The following is a 15,892-nucleotide window of genomic DNA, read 5'->3' on the forward strand; positions in this document are numbered from 1 at the left end:
CCAGAAGGGCATGGTTCAAGGGGCGAGTGCCATGACTGATTTCAGAAGGCGGGGGGAAATCCCCCCGCCCAAGAGGCTTGACGAGATCGAGGTCTCAAGATGGGCGGTGTTTGTCGCCGCCTTGGGAATTCTGGCGGAACGAGCTCGATCGTGGTTGCGCATTCCTGAAGTGAATGAGTGCGCGGAGCGTTCGGTCGAAGCCATTCGCCAGCGCCTGTTCTCGCGCTGGCGCTCGGCGAGAGAGTACGATGAGCCGCGATCCGAAATATCGGCCTTCCTGGTGTCTTGCCGCCGAATATTCTGGGCTTTGGCAGCGTTCAGTGGCCTGAGCAATCTTCTTATGCTCACCGGCTCATTCTTCATGCTTCAGGTTTACGATCGGGTGCTGCCGGGTCGTAGCATACCGACACTGGTCGCGCTCTTGTTGCTCGCAACGGTGCTCTACGCATTTCAGGGCGGCCTAGATCTGGTCCGAAATAGAATAAGCGCGCGGATTGGACGTTACTTCGACGAAAGGCTCGGGGCGCGCGTATTCGATTCACTGGTTCGTCTTCCTCTTAAGACGCGCGGCGATGGTGACGGTATGCAGCCGCTGCGGGATCTTGATCTGGTCCGCAGCTTTCTTTCGGGAGGCGGGCCGATCGCGCTGTTTGACCTGCCGTGGATGCCAATTTATCTCGGCATCTGCTTTCTTTTTCATTTCTGGATCGGCGTAACCGCACTAATAGGCGGACTGCTGCTGGTCGCCATAACGGTTGCGACCGAGATGCGAACGCGCGGGCCGGCGAAGGCATCTTCGCGATTGGCGATTTCACGCAGCGCGCTCGCTGCGGAAGGGCGACGAAACGCTGAAGTTCTCCAGGCCATGGGCATGAGGCGGCAAGCTGCGCAACGCTGGCAGTCCATCAATACAAAATACCTTGCGGCGCACGAGAGCGCGAGTGATGTGGCGAGCGGACTCGGTGGGCTTTCCAAGATCCTTCGTTCATTTCTCCAGTCTCTGGTCCTCGCCGTTGGCGCGGTCCTTGTCATCAATCAGGAATCCACGGCAGGCATCATCATTGCTGGATCGATCCTGACGGCGAGGGCACTTGCTCCCGTAGAGACGGCGATCGCCAACTGGAAAGGATTCGTCGCCGCACGTCAGTCCGGACAACGGCTGGATCAGTTGCTTGAACTCCTGCCCAAGGAGAAGGAGCCGCTCGCGCTGCCGGCGCCGACCGAGGCGTTCGTCGTGGAGCAGCTCTATGTCGCGGCGCCGGATTCAGAGAAGCTGATCCTTAGTGATGTCTCGTTCCAATTGCGAAAGGGAGAGGCCGTTGGAATCATCGGGCCGAGCGGTGCCGGCAAGTCGACGTTGGCCCGTGCGCTCGTTGGTGTCTGGCCACGGCTTCGTGGCAGGATCAAGCTCGACAACGCTGCGCTGGATCAGTGGTCCTCGGAAGCATTAGGTAGGCATATCGGCTATCTGCCGCAGGATATCGAACTGTTCGAGGGCAGCATCGCCGTCAATATTGCGCGATTTGATCTAAAGGCCACCCCGGACGCCGTCCTGGAAGCGGCACGGATCGCCGGTGTGCATGATCTCATCCTTTCATTCCCGGATGGCTATAGTACGCAGGTTGGTGAGGGCGGAATGACGTTGTCCGCTGGCCAGCGCCAACGGATTGGACTTGCGCGCGCCTTCTACGGCAACCCCTTCCTGGTGGTGCTTGATGAGCCGACCTCAAATCTCGATGCAGAGGGGGAAGCAGCTCTCACCGAGGCAATCGTCAACGTGCGTAACCGCGGTGGGATCGTCGTAGTGGTTGCCCATCGTCCAAAAGCGCTTGAAGCAGTCGACCATGTATTGGTAGTGGGCGATGGAAGAGTGCAGTCGTTTGGTCCGAAAGAGGAGGTTCTCAGGACCGTGCTGCGGACGCCCGTGCCGCTCAAGGTGGTGGCGGATAGCCAGGGAGGCGGCAGATGGACAGTGCGGTGACCCCGGCGCTGCACTCGATTCAGCGATACATGGTCGTCGGGATCATCATGACGGCTTTCGTGACATTTGGAATCGGCGGCTGGGCAGCAACTTCGCAGTTGTCAGGCGCCGTGATCGGCCAAGGCGTCGTCGTCGTCGATTCGAGTGTGAAGAAAGTTCAGCACGGCACCGGCGGTATTGTCGGCGAACTGCGGGTGCGGGACGGAGACAAGGTTAGTGCGGGTGACATACTAATTCGTCTTGATGAAACTCAGACGCTGGCTAGCGCGACGATCGTCACCAAGAGCCTCGACGAACTGCTCGCTCGCCAGGCTCGCCTTGAAGCGGAACGGGACAGCGTCGACGAGATCGCATTTCCTAAGGCGCTGCTGGAAAGGATGAAAGACAGCCGTTCCGAAGCCGGGCGCGCTATCGCTGCCGAACGGGCGTTGTTTGACCTTCGCGGCCAGGCCCGGAACGGGCAGAAGTCGCAGCTCAAGGAGCGACGAGCGCAGCTACAGGACGAAATCAAGGGCTATACAGGACAAGCCGAGGCCAAGCAGAAGGAAGTCAATTTCATCCTTGGAGAACTGGAAGGAGTTCGCGGCCTCTTCCAGAAGAATCTCGTGCCGATCGCTCGGCTCAACGCGCTGGAGCGCGACAGCGCTCGTCTGGAGGGCGAGCGTAGTCAACTGGCCGGGATGATCGCGCAGGCAAAGGGCAAAATTGCCGAGGTCGAACTTCAGATCATTCAAATCGATCAGGATTTGCGAACCGAGGTTGGCAAGGATTTGATAGAAACCCGCTCAAAGCTGTCCGAACTTGCTGAACGCAAGATCGCTGCCGTGGACCAGCTCAATCGCATCGACATTCGAGCACCCCAGTCCGGCCGAGTTCACCAGCTTGCGGTCCATACTGTCGGAGGCGTGATCGCCCCGGGCGAGCAGATCATGCTCATCGTGCCGGATGCTGACGCCCTCGCAGTTGAGGTTAAGATTGCTCCCCGAGAAATTGATCAGGTCTATGTTGGTCAATCGGCAACGCTTCGGTTTGCGGCCTTCAATCAGAAGACAACCCCCGAGATAGATGGGGAAGTCGCTGTGGTCTCCGCAGACCTCACACAGGAACAGCGGACCGGCGCGAGCTATTACACGGCTCGGGTTCTGCTCAAGCCCGAGGAACTGGCAAAGCTCGGATCGGCCAAGGTGGTGCCAGGCATGCCGGTCGAGGTCTTTATCAAGACGCCGTCGAGAACCGCGCTGTCATATCTGCTCAAGCCCTTGCAGGATCAGGCGCAGCACGCGTTGAAGGAGCGGTAAGCGTACCCTCCAGCTCGTCACTCGCTAACTGGATAATAGAGGTGTTCTCGATGACGACGCAGGTAAGCCGTCCTGTTGCGTAAGCTCCTGTGTCGATATTGAGCCGGTTCGGCCGCAGATCGGGCTCGTTCACTGGTGTATGGCCGTGCACCACGAATCGTTCGAACGGCTGTTCGCAGTTGAGAAAATCGTCACGAATCCAGAGCAGATCATTCTCGGTCTGCTCGTGGATTGGAACGCCGGGACGAACGCCAGCATGGACAAAGAGAAAGCCGCCACAGCTAAACTTCAAGTCGAGCGATTGCAGAAAATCGAGATGCTCTCGCGGAACAACTTCCGCGAACTCGGTCGCCAGCATGGCCTGTTCGTCTCGATCAGGATTGATGCTCGGTCTAAGACCATAAGAAAGCAGGGTTTCGAGACCGCCGTACCGTCGCCATTCGTCCAAGCTGAGCGGATCGGCGAGGAAACGCGGCAGGAACGTTTCATGGTTTCCGCGAAGGAAGATTGTTTTGTGGGATTTCTGCCATCGCAGCAGCAGATCGAGCACATTTCGCGAGTCGGGTCCCCTGTCGATATAGTCACCCACGAAGACGGTAATTGGACGGGGGACCGGACGTTGTTTGCAGTCGGCGTCGATGGCCGCCAGTAGCCTCTCCAGAAGATCGGAGCGGCCGTGTACGTCGCCCACCGCATATATTCTGATGCCTTCAGGGAGTGCCGCGCGCGTTTGGCTGCCCTGGCCAAGCGCGCTAGTCGAGACGTCAGTCTTCGACATGGATTGCGCGCGCCGCGAACCCCAAGCTCGACCCGCCGGCGCCGAGATGTGGGCGGCTGCAACGCGGCGAATGTAAGAGCGCCACAACCCCCACGTCCGAATACTTGTCGGTTCGGAGCTATGTGGCAGAGGCGGTTTTGACCTCTCGTCGAGCGGAGCGGTCAGCCCGTCTTTCTGCCGTGCCGTTTGCTCGCACTCAAGCCCCTTGATGCCCGAATCAGGCGTCATGTGATTGCTTTGATCTTTTGCAAAGTAGCGTCCACTAAGCACATCCATTCGCCTATGATGAAACGTCATCGCTGCGATTGAAACGAGTAGAACCACTTCCAAGCCAATAATCACAAGGAGCTCTTCGAGCATAAAATAGAAAGCTCTTAATCTTAAATGCCAATATAATATATTTAAATATTGCCTTGCCGAGAAAAATGCCGCAATATAATATATTCCATTAAATTGGAGGTATTTACGAGGTCACTTGGGTTGGGCAAGCCCTCCTGGTGCCCGCAACAACAGAGTCAGGCCAAGTCCCATGCAAGGTGCCGCGTAAGACCATTCATATGTTGCGTCTGTATTCCGACGCGATCGGCCGCGAGATACATGTTGACCGGCAGAGGATCGCCGAGAAGCTCGCCCGTTCTTGGCTGCGAAGTTGTCGCAATCCACTGATCGACGCTGTAGAGCTATTTCCTCGGGAGGTCCGGGACTGACGAAAAGCATCCCTAACTGGAAGGCTGCCGCGAGTTCGGAAAACTTTGGCTGGTTAAGGATACGCAGGAAGACGAATTCTTCTGACAGGTCACCAGGGCTATGACGCCAAGTGCAACGACCGGCAAATTCGCCATTCCCCATGACATGCCAGAACGCGTAGTTTCAGGTCGAGATCCCATTCATGCGTAGGCGGAGAGCGCAGAAGCCCATGGACTCCAGGTTTGATCATCGAATCACCGAAGAACAGGCTGACGAATGGTTGGCGCTCTGTCGGCGCTTTTTTCAACTTCTTGCGGCTCGCAAGAAACGACAGTTCAATCGAAGAGTGTCAATCGCAGATTTGCTTTCCGAACGGCATGATAACGCTGCTGCCTATGGGTTCGGAGAGGGCACGACAATGTATGATAATGTGCTCGTTCTGAGTGACGTTGTCGTTGGTCGAAATACTTGGATCGGCCCGGGCTGCCTTCTGGATGGATCGGGCGGGGGTCTTGAGATCGGCGATTGGTGCTCCATTTCCGCCGGTGTTCAGATCTACACACACAACACCGTGAACCGCTCGATCTCGCTTGGAGCGAAGCCGGTCGACTACGCGCCGACAAAAATCGGTCACGGGGTCTACATCGGTCCAAATGCCGTCATTCAGATGGGGGTGACGGTAGGTGACAGAGCGGTGATTGGCGCAAACTCGCTGGTCAATCGGGATATCCCACCAGGAGCTAAGGCGTTCGGCTCTCCCGCACGACTTTTCGGCACTGAAGCATCTCGGCCGAAATCCGCACGGCCCGACGAGTAAACTAACTCCTCAACGTTTGGCAGCAATCCGTCGATCTGACGTGCCGCCCCGCATCGAGGCGTCCATCGGAGCCGGGCGAACGAGGGCTTAGTCCAAGTCGCCAAAGCTCCGCTGAAGCAAGCAAAATCTCCTTGTCAGGCCACAAGTTGCGGACGGAACAGAACGTCGACGCCATAACTCGTGGAGTTGTAGCTATTCGTCGGGAAAAGGGCGCCTGATCCATAAGCGTACACGCCGTTTCCTCCACTCGTGGCGGACGATGGTGCAGTCAGCGGTCCGTTGCTAACCGCCGAGTTAAACAGGCCGGGATCGGCGGCGTAGTTTCCTGACGTGTGATAGGACGCAACATAAGTCGAGCCTGCATTGATCGTCACCGGCGTGGCGAAGTCCACCTGCTGCCAACCGCTTGCCGTTTCGTTGGTGAAGGTGGCGGTGGCGAGCAGGGTACCGGTGCTGGTCCAGAGATGTGCGACATGGGTGCCGGTATTCGATGCGCCTTTGTAGAAGCGTAGCCCTGTGACGTCGCCGTTGCTGGACGCCTGGAATTTTAGCCCGAGCTCGACTGAGTTCGGATCGTTAACTGATACGAGGCTTGGCGTTGGATTGGAACTGAACAGGCTTACGATGCTCGCTGATGCCGGGTTGACCGTCAGACTCGCCGACGCATTCGCCGAACCACCCCGGCCGTCGGAAATGGCATAAGTGAACGAGGCCGGTCCCGTATAGCCGGAGTCGGGTGTGAAAGTAACGGCGTTTGTCTGGGCGTTGAAACTTGCGGTGCCGTGGACGGCATTGCTAACGCCGGTGATCGTCAGGTTATCGCCGTCCGGATCGGTGTCGTTGGCGAGCAGCGCCGACGCTGCGATCGTGATCGTGGAGTTCTGAGTGACGTTGAGTCCGGAGTCGTTCGCCGCGACCGGCGCTTGGTTGGCGCCGCCGCTCGCGGGGCTGAAGAGCACATCCACCCAGTAGTTAGTGGCGTTGAAAGTGCTTGTCGGGAACAAGTTGGCATTACCATAGGTGTAAACGCCATTGTTGCCGGCGGATGCTGTGAGCGGGCCATTGACGCGCGCACTGGTGAAGTAGTTACCGGTGTGTGCGTAATGGCCATTGCTGTGGTAGCTTGCCACGTAGGTGGTCCCGGCAGTGATTGATACCGGGTTGCTGAATGTCACCGTTTGCCAGCCACTCGTCGTTTCACTGGTGAAGGTCGCTGTCGCAAGCAAGGTGCCCGTGCTGCTCCACAATGAGCCGGCGTGCGCGCCGGTGTCATTTGCGCCCTTGTAGTACTTGATGCCGGTTATGGAGCCGGCGGTAGAGGACGTGAACCGCACGCCGAGGTTGACTTGGTCCGTACCGGAGTCCGAGAGAACTGCTGGCGTATCGGAGGCCGAAAATAAACTCACCGAAGGCGTGTTCACCGTCAAACTTGCCGTTGCCGTCGCAGTGCCACCACGCCCATCTGAAATGGCATAGCTGAAGGAGGCGGCGCCGGTGTAGCCGGCAGTCGGCGTGAACGTGACGAGATTGGTCTGAGCGTTGAAGCTGACGGTGCCGTTGACGGGGGCACTCACGCCGGTGATGGTCAGCGGATCGCCATTGGGGTCAGTGTCGTTGGCAAGCAGGGCCGAAGCGGCGATGGTCAGAGCCGTATTCTGTGTGGCGCTGTAGCCGCTGTCGTTGCTCGCTACCGGCGGCTGGTTGGGTGCCGCATTGACCGTCAGACTGACCGTTGCAGTGGCCGTGCCGCCCTGTCCGTCGGCAATAGCGTAGCTGAAGGACGCGGGTCCGGTATAGCCGGGTCCGGGCGTGAACGTCACCACATTGGTCTGGCTGTTGAAGCTGACCGTACCGTTGACGGCGCCGCTCGCGCCCGTGACCGTCAGCGTACCGCCGTCCGGATCGGTATCGTTGACAAGCAGCGCCGCAGCCGAAATTGTCAGCGCGGTGTTTTGCGTGGTTGTGTAACCGCTGTCGTTATTGGCAACCGGCGGCTGGTTGGCGCCGCTGGACGGTGTGAACACGACATCGACCCAATAGTTGGCGGCGTTGTAGGTGTTGTTCGGAAAGATGCCGGTGGTGCTGGTACCACCGTAGGAATAAACCCCGTTGCCGCCGGCAGTGGTCGTGGATGGTGCGGTCAAGGGGCCGCTTGTGACGGCCGTCGTGAAATAGTTGTTGGTTGCCACATAAGCGCCGGTAGTGTGATAGGAAGCGACATAGGTGGTGTTGGCAGCGATAAAAACTGCGGACGGCAGGGTAACAGTCTGCCAGCCGCTGGCTGCGGTGTTCGTAAAGGTTGCGCTGGCGAGATGGGTTCCTGTCGCGCTCCAGAGATTGAGCACATCGGGGCCAGTATCGCTGGCGCTGCGATAGAATTTTAGAGCCGTAATCTGACCCGCCACTGAGGACGTGAACTTCATCCCGACTTCGAGTTGGGCTCCGTCATTAAGGTTGGTCTGTGCGGGTGTACTTGACGCATTGAACAGGCTGTAGGGACCCGCTCCTGGCAATGCTACCGCGAGGCTGACACTGGCCGTGGCCGTACCGCCGCGCCCATCCGAGACGGTATAGCTGAAGCTCGCCGGACCACTATAGCTGGCGTTGGGTGTGAACGTGATGGTGTTGTTCTGCGGATTGGGCTGGGTGTTGAGAACGACGGTGCCGTTCGTTGCTGCGCTCACCGACGTGACGGTCAGGGCATCCCCATCGGGATCGCTATCGTTAGCAGTCAGCGACGCGGCCGTGATCGTCATCGGCGTATTTTGCGTCACAGTCGGCCCGGTGTCGTTCGTGGCCACCGGCTGGCTGTTGGTCGTGGAGGGGTTGAACATCAAGTCAACCCAGTAATTCTCCCCCGAAAACGTGCTCGTCGGAAACGCTCTGGTGCTACTGTAAGTATAGACGCCATTGCCATTGGCCAGAGCAGTTAGTGGACCACTGACCACATTGCTCGTGAAGTAGTTAGGGCTCACGGAGTAGTGGCCCACATTCGTGTGGTAGGAAGCGACATACGTGGTGTTCGGCGTCAGAGTGACCGGGTTGGAGAAGGTCACACTCTGCCAGCCAGATGCAGTTTCGTTTGTGAAGGTGGCGGTCGCAAGCAAGGTACCCGTGCTGGTCCAAAGTTGGCCGGTGTGGGTGCCCGTATCCTGGCTACTCTTGTAGAAGCGGATTCCGCTTACGGTACCCGACACCGAGGTTTGAAACTTCACACCCAGTTCGACCGCGCTTGCATCCGTAGCGTTGACGATAGCAGGGGTTGCCGAGCCGGGGAACAGCGTAATGTAAGACGGATCGGTGACGACGACCGTGCGACCTGCTGACGGCGTTTCCAGATTGATGGAATCGTCGACCGCGCGGCTCTTGATGGTGTAGGTGCCGGCAACCTGTGGCGACCAAGTATAGGTCCAGTTCTCGTCACCGATTGCATTATACCAAGTTAATCCACCGTCAGTTGACACCTCCACGCCGCCGATCACGCCACCGCCAACGTCCGAGGCCGTGCCGGAGATGGTGACCACGCTTTGCGCGCTGAAGCTTGCTATCGGATTGATGGTGGAGGTCGGGGCGATGGTGTCCGTTGAGCCGGTTGCGGCAACCAGCCCCGACTGAAGCGTCCCCGGCTGGATGCCCATGTCAGCCAGAAGGTTGACCATCGCCTGTTGCACGCGTGGGTCGCTGGGAGTTGGTACCAGGTCGTGGTTGTCGCTCAGGCCCCACGACCAGTAGACCGTGCCGGCCCCGAATACCAATGCACCACTCGGCGCGCGATAGAGCGTTAGGTTATGGGTCGAGACGCCGGCCCCTGTTGTGTTACCGTAGTCAAGTAGATAGGTATTAACTGGAAGCGTCGTCGAAGACAGCCGGACCAGTCCGGCCGGATCGAATCCGTTGTCGACCGCTTCATCCCACTCATAGCCGAGATAGTTATCGGTCAGCGTCGCAGTCTGTCCAGGCTGAAGATTTGCAACGCTGGTATTTCGCCAGAAGCGCAGGTTGGCGTCGTCGTAGGCAATTGTGATTGCCTGCAAGGCAGCGGCATTATTGGCGCCGACATCATCAACCTGGAACATCTGTCCGATCAAAGCATTTTCAGGAATTCCACCGCCGACCGCCGGCGGGCTGAGGCGCGGATCACGGAACGTCCCGGTCCACTCATTGCTTGGGTCGATCGACGCTGACGGTGACCAGGTCTCCTTGTACGAGATCAAGGTGCGGTAGGCTGTGCCGTCGCTACTGATGCTGTTGCCCCAGCGCGTGCGCCAATACATCTCGTTGCCGCTCCAGAATGACAGATTCACGCCGGCATCGCGGGCCGCCTGAACATTGGCGCGTTGCTGCCCCGACCAGTACTCGTCGTGACCAGCGTCGAGATAAAGCTTGTGGTTGAGAAGCAGGCTGCCGTAACGGTCTACATCGACGCCTGCCATGTAAGAGACGTCATAACCATTCTGCTCGAGCCAGTAGATCGCTGCATATTCAGCGCCGAACAAGTAGTCTTGCGGACCAGAGGCCGCACCAACGCTGCCCCTGGTGGCAATGGGACGGTTGTAACTCACCGCATAGGCACGTCCAGCACCCTGACCCGTCGCAGGGCCGTTGCCGCCATAGAAATTTGCTCCGCCCCACCCATTATAGGCCTGCCAGGTCGTGTCCGCGGTTTGGAAGACGATGTCGCTGGTGCTGCTGTCATCCCTCACGATGAAGGGGATATGATTGGCGCCTTCAACGCCGTCCTGGCGCACGAGTTTTGCGATATAGACGCCCGACACGGCATCCGCCGGAACATCCCAGGAGGCCGAAACGGACCAGTTGCCGGCATCGACCAGGCCGGTGGTCGCGTCGCGTAGCGGCGCAGGCTGGTTTTGCACGCCCGTATGCTGGATGGTGGTGACCAAACGCGCACCCATGCCATCGTAGTAGCCGAGGCGATAGATCTCGATCCGGTAATTTGATGAGTTCGTATTGATCTTGAAGTCAATTCTATTGCCATTATCTACGCTGATGTCGGTAGCAAAACCTTCGATGTTCGAGCTGCCGGCGCCCTCGATATCCCACACGCTTTGTGGGGTTCCCTGCTTCTGATTCTCAAGAACGATCGGGTTTGAAGATGTCGCGGCAGCCGCGAGAAGGTTGGGGGATGCCGTTGTGGCGGCCCGCGAAGTCGTTGCGGTCGTAACCTCACCGGACAGAATTCCGATTGGGCCGGGCTGCGTCGCGAGACCGACCTGTCCTCCTGCTGGCAAGGTGGCCCAATCTTTGATTGGAGCAACGTTCTGTAAAGACATCTCCGTGCTGACGGAGGCTCCCATGATCCCGGCCTGGCCGGTCAACAGGAAATCTGCTCCGCCGGACACTCGGCTATCGTGCAACTGACCGTTCAATTGCACATGCGCCGCATTGGCCGCCATCTGGTCGAGCACCCGTGTCGGAGCAAGGAAGTAGCCGCAGCCACAAATGGCGGCAACCGCCGGAGGGGGCGCAGATGACCCAACGATTGTTGGCGTCAAGACCGCGGAAGGAGTCCTGCCTAGGAGCACAACCGGATCTGACATCGCTGGCTCGGCTGCAGCAGCGCCGGGTGCCCGGACTTCCGCTGTCAACCCTGCGAAGCGTGCCTCGGCGATTTCAGTGAATGTCGACGCGACGGCACCTAAGCCGATCACGCCCGGACCTTCCCACCATTTCCGCGCGGCGAGAAGCGACTCGCTATCAGTGTCCAAATCGGATGCGCGGGCATTTCCTCGTAGGACAGTGCGTGGCCAAGTCCGCAGTCCGAGAGCAATACGGCCCAAACCGGAATCTTCGTATAAGGACCTCATGATATCCTCGCGCGAGAAAGGGGAATACGTATGAGAGGCTGCAACCGTGATGACTGGGCGGATACAGGAGCGACAGCTTCAATGGACGGCCCACTTGTGGATCGCTGGACCGCTATGCTGCGCTGGGTAGTGACCTTAAGCGAGCACGCATGCTGGTTCGACAAGTCACCGCGTTCGATCTGCCGCTTGGCCATGGTCGCGTCGCTATCCGCAGTAGTTGCTAAGACCATGGCCGCACCGGCAATGTTTAATTTCCATTGAATTTAAATGAAAAATTAACCCTTTAAAGATATTTAATATCAAATTTTTCTCTGTGTCGAGCAGCAAAGTTTTGGTGACGATCAAATATCGATCTAAGCCGACCCAACCAGCAAATAGCTTTGGTTTTCCAGCAGATTGGTCGGGAGGAACGTCAATTTCTGATTGTTTTATTGATGTTCGACAACCCAAGATTTGTGATGGTCTCCAGCGCGGAGGTTCCGACAACACTCCGGAGACGCTTTGCCGAGGTCATTTTTGCGTCGGGTCTGCTCGCGACGGTTTCCTTCCGCAACTAAGGAAAGGCCTTTGGGAAAGGGGATGATGATTGAGCAGGACTGCGTCCCGCGAGCCAAGTTGAATACCTTGCCAAGAAAATGGTCGCAGTGTGATCCAGGCGCCCCCTCGAGACCTGGGCGTTTAGACGGTGACAATAGGGATTGCAGCCGTCGCCATTGCGGTGGAGGTGCCAGTCAAGCCGGCCATCTTCGCCGCGGGCGTCGCGCGCGCCGGCAAGCATCGAGCTCCAGCTAACGAAGGGACACGCCGATATTGTTGGTGTGATCAGGATAATGCCACGGTGGAAATGGGTCGCTCAGATTACGCCACCTCTGCGGATCGAACCCGTTCTCCGAATGGAGAAGGCAGGCATCCAGCGAGGCTCGGATTTGCGCTTCGTCCATGTCTGAACCGATGAACACGAGTTCCTGACGGCGGTCACCCCAAGCGTCATCCCATCGGCTGTTGAGTTGTTCTTGAAATTGAGGGTTGCTTGGCCAACTCGGCTTCGGGATTGTCGCCCACCAATAGCCCATGGGCTCGCACCGACGCTGCATACCGGCAACGGAGAGAAGACCCACCCAATCCGGACGCGTGGCGAGCCAGAAGTGCCCTTTGGCGCGTATCACACCCGGCCATGGCTTGTTGAGAAACGACAACAGCTTAACGGGATCGAAGGGACGCCTGTCCCTGTAAACGAAGCTGGATATGCCGTACTCCTCGGTCTCCGGCACATGGGAAGCGGGGCTATATAGCAATTTATACCAGAGCGGGTGAGTCGCAGCCTTCGCTTCGTTGAAAAGGCCGGTGTCAAGAATCGCCTTGAGAGGAATTTCTCCGAAGTCAGTCTCGAATTGGCACGCCCGGGGATTGAGTCCGGCAATTACCTTGCGGATTTCCGCAAGCGTCGCCTCTGTCGCTCCTGACACTTTGTTGATTACCACCACATCAGCAAACTCGATTTGCTCAACCAAAAGATCGACGAGCGTCCGCTGGTCGTAGGTATCGCGCAACTCGCCACGGTCGCGCAGCAGATCGCGACTGCTATAGTTGGCGAGCAGGCTCAAGGCATCCACGACGGTGACCATCGTGTCGAGTCTCGCAACATCGGAAAGGGAGACGCCAGCTTCGTCGCGAAATGAGAACGTTGCCGCAATGGGAAGAGGTTCAGCAATCCCGGTTCCTTCGATCAGAAGATAATCGAATCGCCGTTGTTCGGCCAATCGCCTGACCTCCACCAGGAGATCGTCGCGCAATGTGCAGCATATGCAACCATTGCTGAGTTCAACGAGCGACTCGGTCGTGTGTGAAAGGTTGGCGCCACCGTTGCGGACCAGGTTTGCATCTATGTTCAACTGACTCATGTCATTGACGATAACCGCAACGCGTAGGCCTTCGCGATTCATCAGTACGCGATTAAGCAACGTTGTCTTCCCTGCGCCCAAAAATCCGCTGAGCACCGTCACGGGCAGCCGATCTATCTCGCTCGATCTCGCCTTCATAAGTATTCCTAGCCTATGACCTTCGGACGGAACAGAACCTCGCGCGGGATGCAGTTCAATACAGTCGCAGCTCGCTCCGCGATTAAATGTCGGCATTCATTTAATACGGCCCCCTGGTTCATGTAAAGTTTAGTCGTTCCCCACAAATTAAACGACAAGCCGACATCCGATGCCCCCTGTAAGTCCATTTTGGTCAGCGGAGTGTTTCGCGCCCGCCAGGGCGGAGCTAATTGCAAGCGAACGTCTATCCTTGCGGCTATGCATGTTTCCATGCACATGAGCGGAGCGCAAAGCAGAAAGGCAAGGTTGCCTCCGTCCTCTCCAACTGTTGCCAAGATTGCTGGTCAGCAGAGCAGATCAGTAGAGCAGAGGAGCATCGAGGACTGGCTGTGACCATCAAGAATATCGTTATCCCCTTAGAAGTTGAATATCTCCAGGAGGCTGCAAAACAGCGCGGCGTCTCGCGCACGCGACTTGTGCGGGCTGTGATGGAGAAGGTGGTTAAGGATGAACTGGTCGCAGATATTTTGGGGGATAACGGAGTGCCGGCCGAGGCGGCCCCGACCAGGTATCGACGGTTTCGAGCTACTCAGTAGATCTTATCCTTTTTCATGGACGAAACCGTGCGCTTTAGCAAACTGGCTTGCAAGAGACACAGTGCATCGCGAGCAGGAAACGGCGTGAAAGGCCTACATCGCAACTGTGAGAAGCGACACTTACAGTGAGTCCTTGCGGCCTTCCCGGGATATTCAATGGCGTATTTCTCGAGGACGTCGTCGAGGACAAAGGAGGGCAGGGCACTTGCCTCGCGACGTGCGGCTATTGATGTGCCTGGCCGATCTCTGGACGGTGCAATCTCGCCCTGCCGGCTCTCGCACCGGCCCCATTGACCGTTTCGCTTAGCGACCTCCAAAGGGCAAGCCTAGTCGGCTTTGGCGACGCCAACGTCTCATTTGGCGGTTGCTGAAAGGACTTGGGCGCTTGGTCGGGCGAAGACACTATGCGGGTGCCAATCCATCAGGCAGGAATAATAGCTGCGTCGGGACCGGCTGGAATGAGCGGTCAAACCATTGCTATTAGCTTGATAAGCGTGAAGCCACTTGGCACTCTTCGGCGTGTGCGCTCCAGATCGGGGTTCTTATGACAAAAATACTCTTTGCAATTGTTGGCGCAGCCATTTCGCTCGTGGTCCTTTCAAGCAGCAGCGCTTACAGCAGTCCCTATCCCTTCGGGGATGAGCCTTATCGGCTGGATTGGGGATATGATCCGGCAGTGGAATCCGGATGCTTGAAGTGGAATTGGCAGTTGCAGCAGTGGAACGATCACTGTGCGCGCTATGTCCAGCCCAAAGCCTACATGCGCCCCCGCGCTTCGCACGTCGTAGTCCGCACAAAGGGGTAGGGCTGGCCTATTCGGCTCCGATTTTACGTGGAGTCAGCGCGTGATCAGGAGCGCTGGATCGTGCATGCGACCTGACTGTGCTTTCCGAAGTTGAGCAGCGCGTTTTCGCGGAAGCCGTCCAGCCATACTCCGCGCCCGGCATATCGGTAGCCGACGCCCATCGGGACCAACCGAACGTGAATGCCCCCGCGGTGGCCCGTGTGCAGCGATGCGGTAACGACTTCACCGACGACGCTCGTTGCAATCGGGCAGAGCGGATACTGCCTGCCATTCTCGCAAGTGAAAACGATTTCGGAGCAATTACCTATTGAGCCGGGCCCAGCGGTTATCAAACCGAGGTCAGCTGCGCCGGCCGGATGCGCGCTTGCCCATGCGGTGAATCCCAATGAAGCTGTGATCAAAACGAATTTGCCCACTGCGGCGCGCATGGCTGCCCCCGAGTAAAAAAAGAGAATGCAGTCAACAGAGCAAGAATCAGTCGTACCGTCAAACTGATAATCCGTTGTGCACCGGCAGGACCGTGTCTTTGGCGGTGGTTGCTGCTGTCAACCTGGATCGACGCCGGCCCTCGACCTCGATCGTCAACACGTCATTACCGAGGAAATCCGCAGGCGACTTGTAGAACGCGACATAAGCCGGCACTTCCAGCGCAAGGCAGGCCTTGTAGTTGGTAGCCTTGACCTTCGCGTTCTTGACGACAACCTTGCCGGAGGCGGGCGGGCTGACCAGTCGAATCGTTGGCAGTGGCCCGGATGTGCAATCGGGTTGCACGTTGAGGTAGACCCCGATCCGGGTGTCCCTGTTCGGCACGCTTTTGACCGTTCGCTCGACCGTCCGGGACTGCTCCTGGGCCGAGGCGCAGCCTGCCAGGCCGGCGAAAAACAGGGCGCCGGTGAGCAATAAAACCTTCATCTGATGTCCTCGTTCGGCCGCCAATGTTGGTCAGTTCGAGGCAAGCCGCTCATTTCAAAGCCATTTTCAAGGCGATGGCCGCCATTTCAAGTTTACCACAGCGAGGCAAAAAGCGGAGGTTAACCAATTGATTTTGTTGACCCTAGCAACGGTT

At 57.9% G+C, this 15,892-nt stretch carries 9 protein-coding genes; 4 read left to right on the top strand and 5 right to left on the bottom strand.

All coding sequences use genetic code 11. The annotated features are described in order from the left end of the window. Positions 1-31: 31 nt before the first annotated feature. Complete coding sequence (locus tag GWE18_RS08145) at positions 32-1,981, top strand: type I secretion system permease/ATPase (protein WP_275185260.1); 1,950 nt, start codon at positions 32-34, stop codon at positions 1,979-1,981. After that, complete coding sequence (locus GWE18_RS08150) at positions 1,966-3,279, top strand: HlyD family type I secretion periplasmic adaptor subunit (RefSeq protein ID WP_275185261.1); 1,314 nt, start codon at positions 1,966-1,968, stop codon at positions 3,277-3,279. Before GWE18_RS08145 ends, GWE18_RS08150 begins: the two co-directional genes overlap by 16 nt. On the opposite strand, the gene GWE18_RS08155 is transcribed toward GWE18_RS08150, so the two are convergent. Continuing rightward, a complete protein-coding gene (locus GWE18_RS08155; RefSeq protein ID WP_275185262.1) occupies positions 3,233-4,417 on the bottom strand; it encodes a metallophosphoesterase family protein in 1,185 nt (394 codons plus the stop codon). The genes GWE18_RS08150 and GWE18_RS08155 overlap by 47 nt on opposite strands. A 556-nt stretch (positions 4,418-4,973) precedes the next feature. On the opposite strand from GWE18_RS08155, the gene GWE18_RS08160 reads away from it, so the two are divergent. Next, positions 4,974-5,561 (top strand): acyltransferase, encoded by a 588-nt coding sequence (locus tag GWE18_RS08160; protein WP_275185263.1) that lies wholly within the window; start codon positions 4,974-4,976, stop codon positions 5,559-5,561. A gap of 134 nt (positions 5,562-5,695) precedes the next feature. Here the strand turns inward: GWE18_RS08160 and GWE18_RS08165 are convergent, their stop codons facing one another. Continuing rightward, positions 5,696-11,230 (bottom strand): DUF4082 domain-containing protein, encoded by a 5,535-nt coding sequence (locus GWE18_RS08165; RefSeq protein WP_275185264.1) that lies wholly within the window; start codon positions 11,228-11,230, stop codon positions 5,696-5,698. 944 nt (positions 11,231-12,174) lie between these two features. After that, positions 12,175-13,425, bottom strand: coding sequence for a GTP-binding protein (locus GWE18_RS08170; protein WP_275185265.1), 1,251 nt, complete (start codon positions 13,423-13,425; stop codon positions 12,175-12,177). A 389-nt stretch (positions 13,426-13,814) separates the two neighbouring features. On the opposite strand from GWE18_RS08170, the gene GWE18_RS08175 reads away from it, so the two are divergent. Next, positions 13,815-14,021, top strand: coding sequence for a hypothetical protein (locus GWE18_RS08175; protein ID WP_028350139.1), 207 nt, complete (start codon positions 13,815-13,817; stop codon positions 14,019-14,021). 849 nt (positions 14,022-14,870) lie between these two features. On the opposite strand, the gene GWE18_RS08180 is transcribed toward GWE18_RS08175, so the two are convergent. Beyond that, the gene (locus GWE18_RS08180) at positions 14,871-15,254 is read right to left on the bottom strand and encodes a hypothetical protein (RefSeq protein ID WP_275185266.1); all 384 of its coding nucleotides are present in this window, start codon (positions 15,252-15,254) and stop codon (positions 14,871-14,873) included. A gap of 58 nt (positions 15,255-15,312) precedes the next feature. After that, a complete protein-coding gene (locus GWE18_RS08185; RefSeq protein WP_275185267.1) occupies positions 15,313-15,738 on the bottom strand; it encodes a hypothetical protein in 426 nt (141 codons plus the stop codon). Positions 15,739-15,892 lie beyond the last annotated feature (154 nt).

This window comes from Bradyrhizobium sp. CSA112, from assembly GCF_029051645.1.
Taxonomy (GTDB): domain Bacteria; phylum Pseudomonadota; class Alphaproteobacteria; order Rhizobiales; family Xanthobacteraceae; genus Bradyrhizobium.

Excerpts from the sequence above, each read along its gene's own strand:
- GWE18_RS08170 (WP_275185265.1), bottom strand. The coding sequence starts at position 13,425 with ATGAAGGCGAGATCGAGCGAGATAGATCGGCTGCCCGTGACGGTGCTC.
- GWE18_RS08180 (WP_275185266.1), bottom strand. The coding sequence starts at position 15,254 with ATGCGCGCCGCAGTGGGCAAATTCGTTTTGATCACAGCTTCATTGGGA.
- GWE18_RS08150 (WP_275185261.1), top strand. The coding sequence starts at position 1,966 with ATGGACAGTGCGGTGACCCCGGCGCTGCACTCGATTCAGCGATACATG.
- GWE18_RS08145 (WP_275185260.1), top strand. The coding sequence starts at position 32 with ATGACTGATTTCAGAAGGCGGGGGGAAATCCCCCCGCCCAAGAGGCTT.
- GWE18_RS08160 (WP_275185263.1), top strand. The coding sequence starts at position 4,974 with ATGGACTCCAGGTTTGATCATCGAATCACCGAAGAACAGGCTGACGAA.
- GWE18_RS08185 (WP_275185267.1), bottom strand. The coding sequence starts at position 15,738 with ATGAAGGTTTTATTGCTCACCGGCGCCCTGTTTTTCGCCGGCCTGGCA.
- GWE18_RS08155 (WP_275185262.1), bottom strand. The coding sequence starts at position 4,417 with ATGCTCGAAGAGCTCCTTGTGATTATTGGCTTGGAAGTGGTTCTACTC.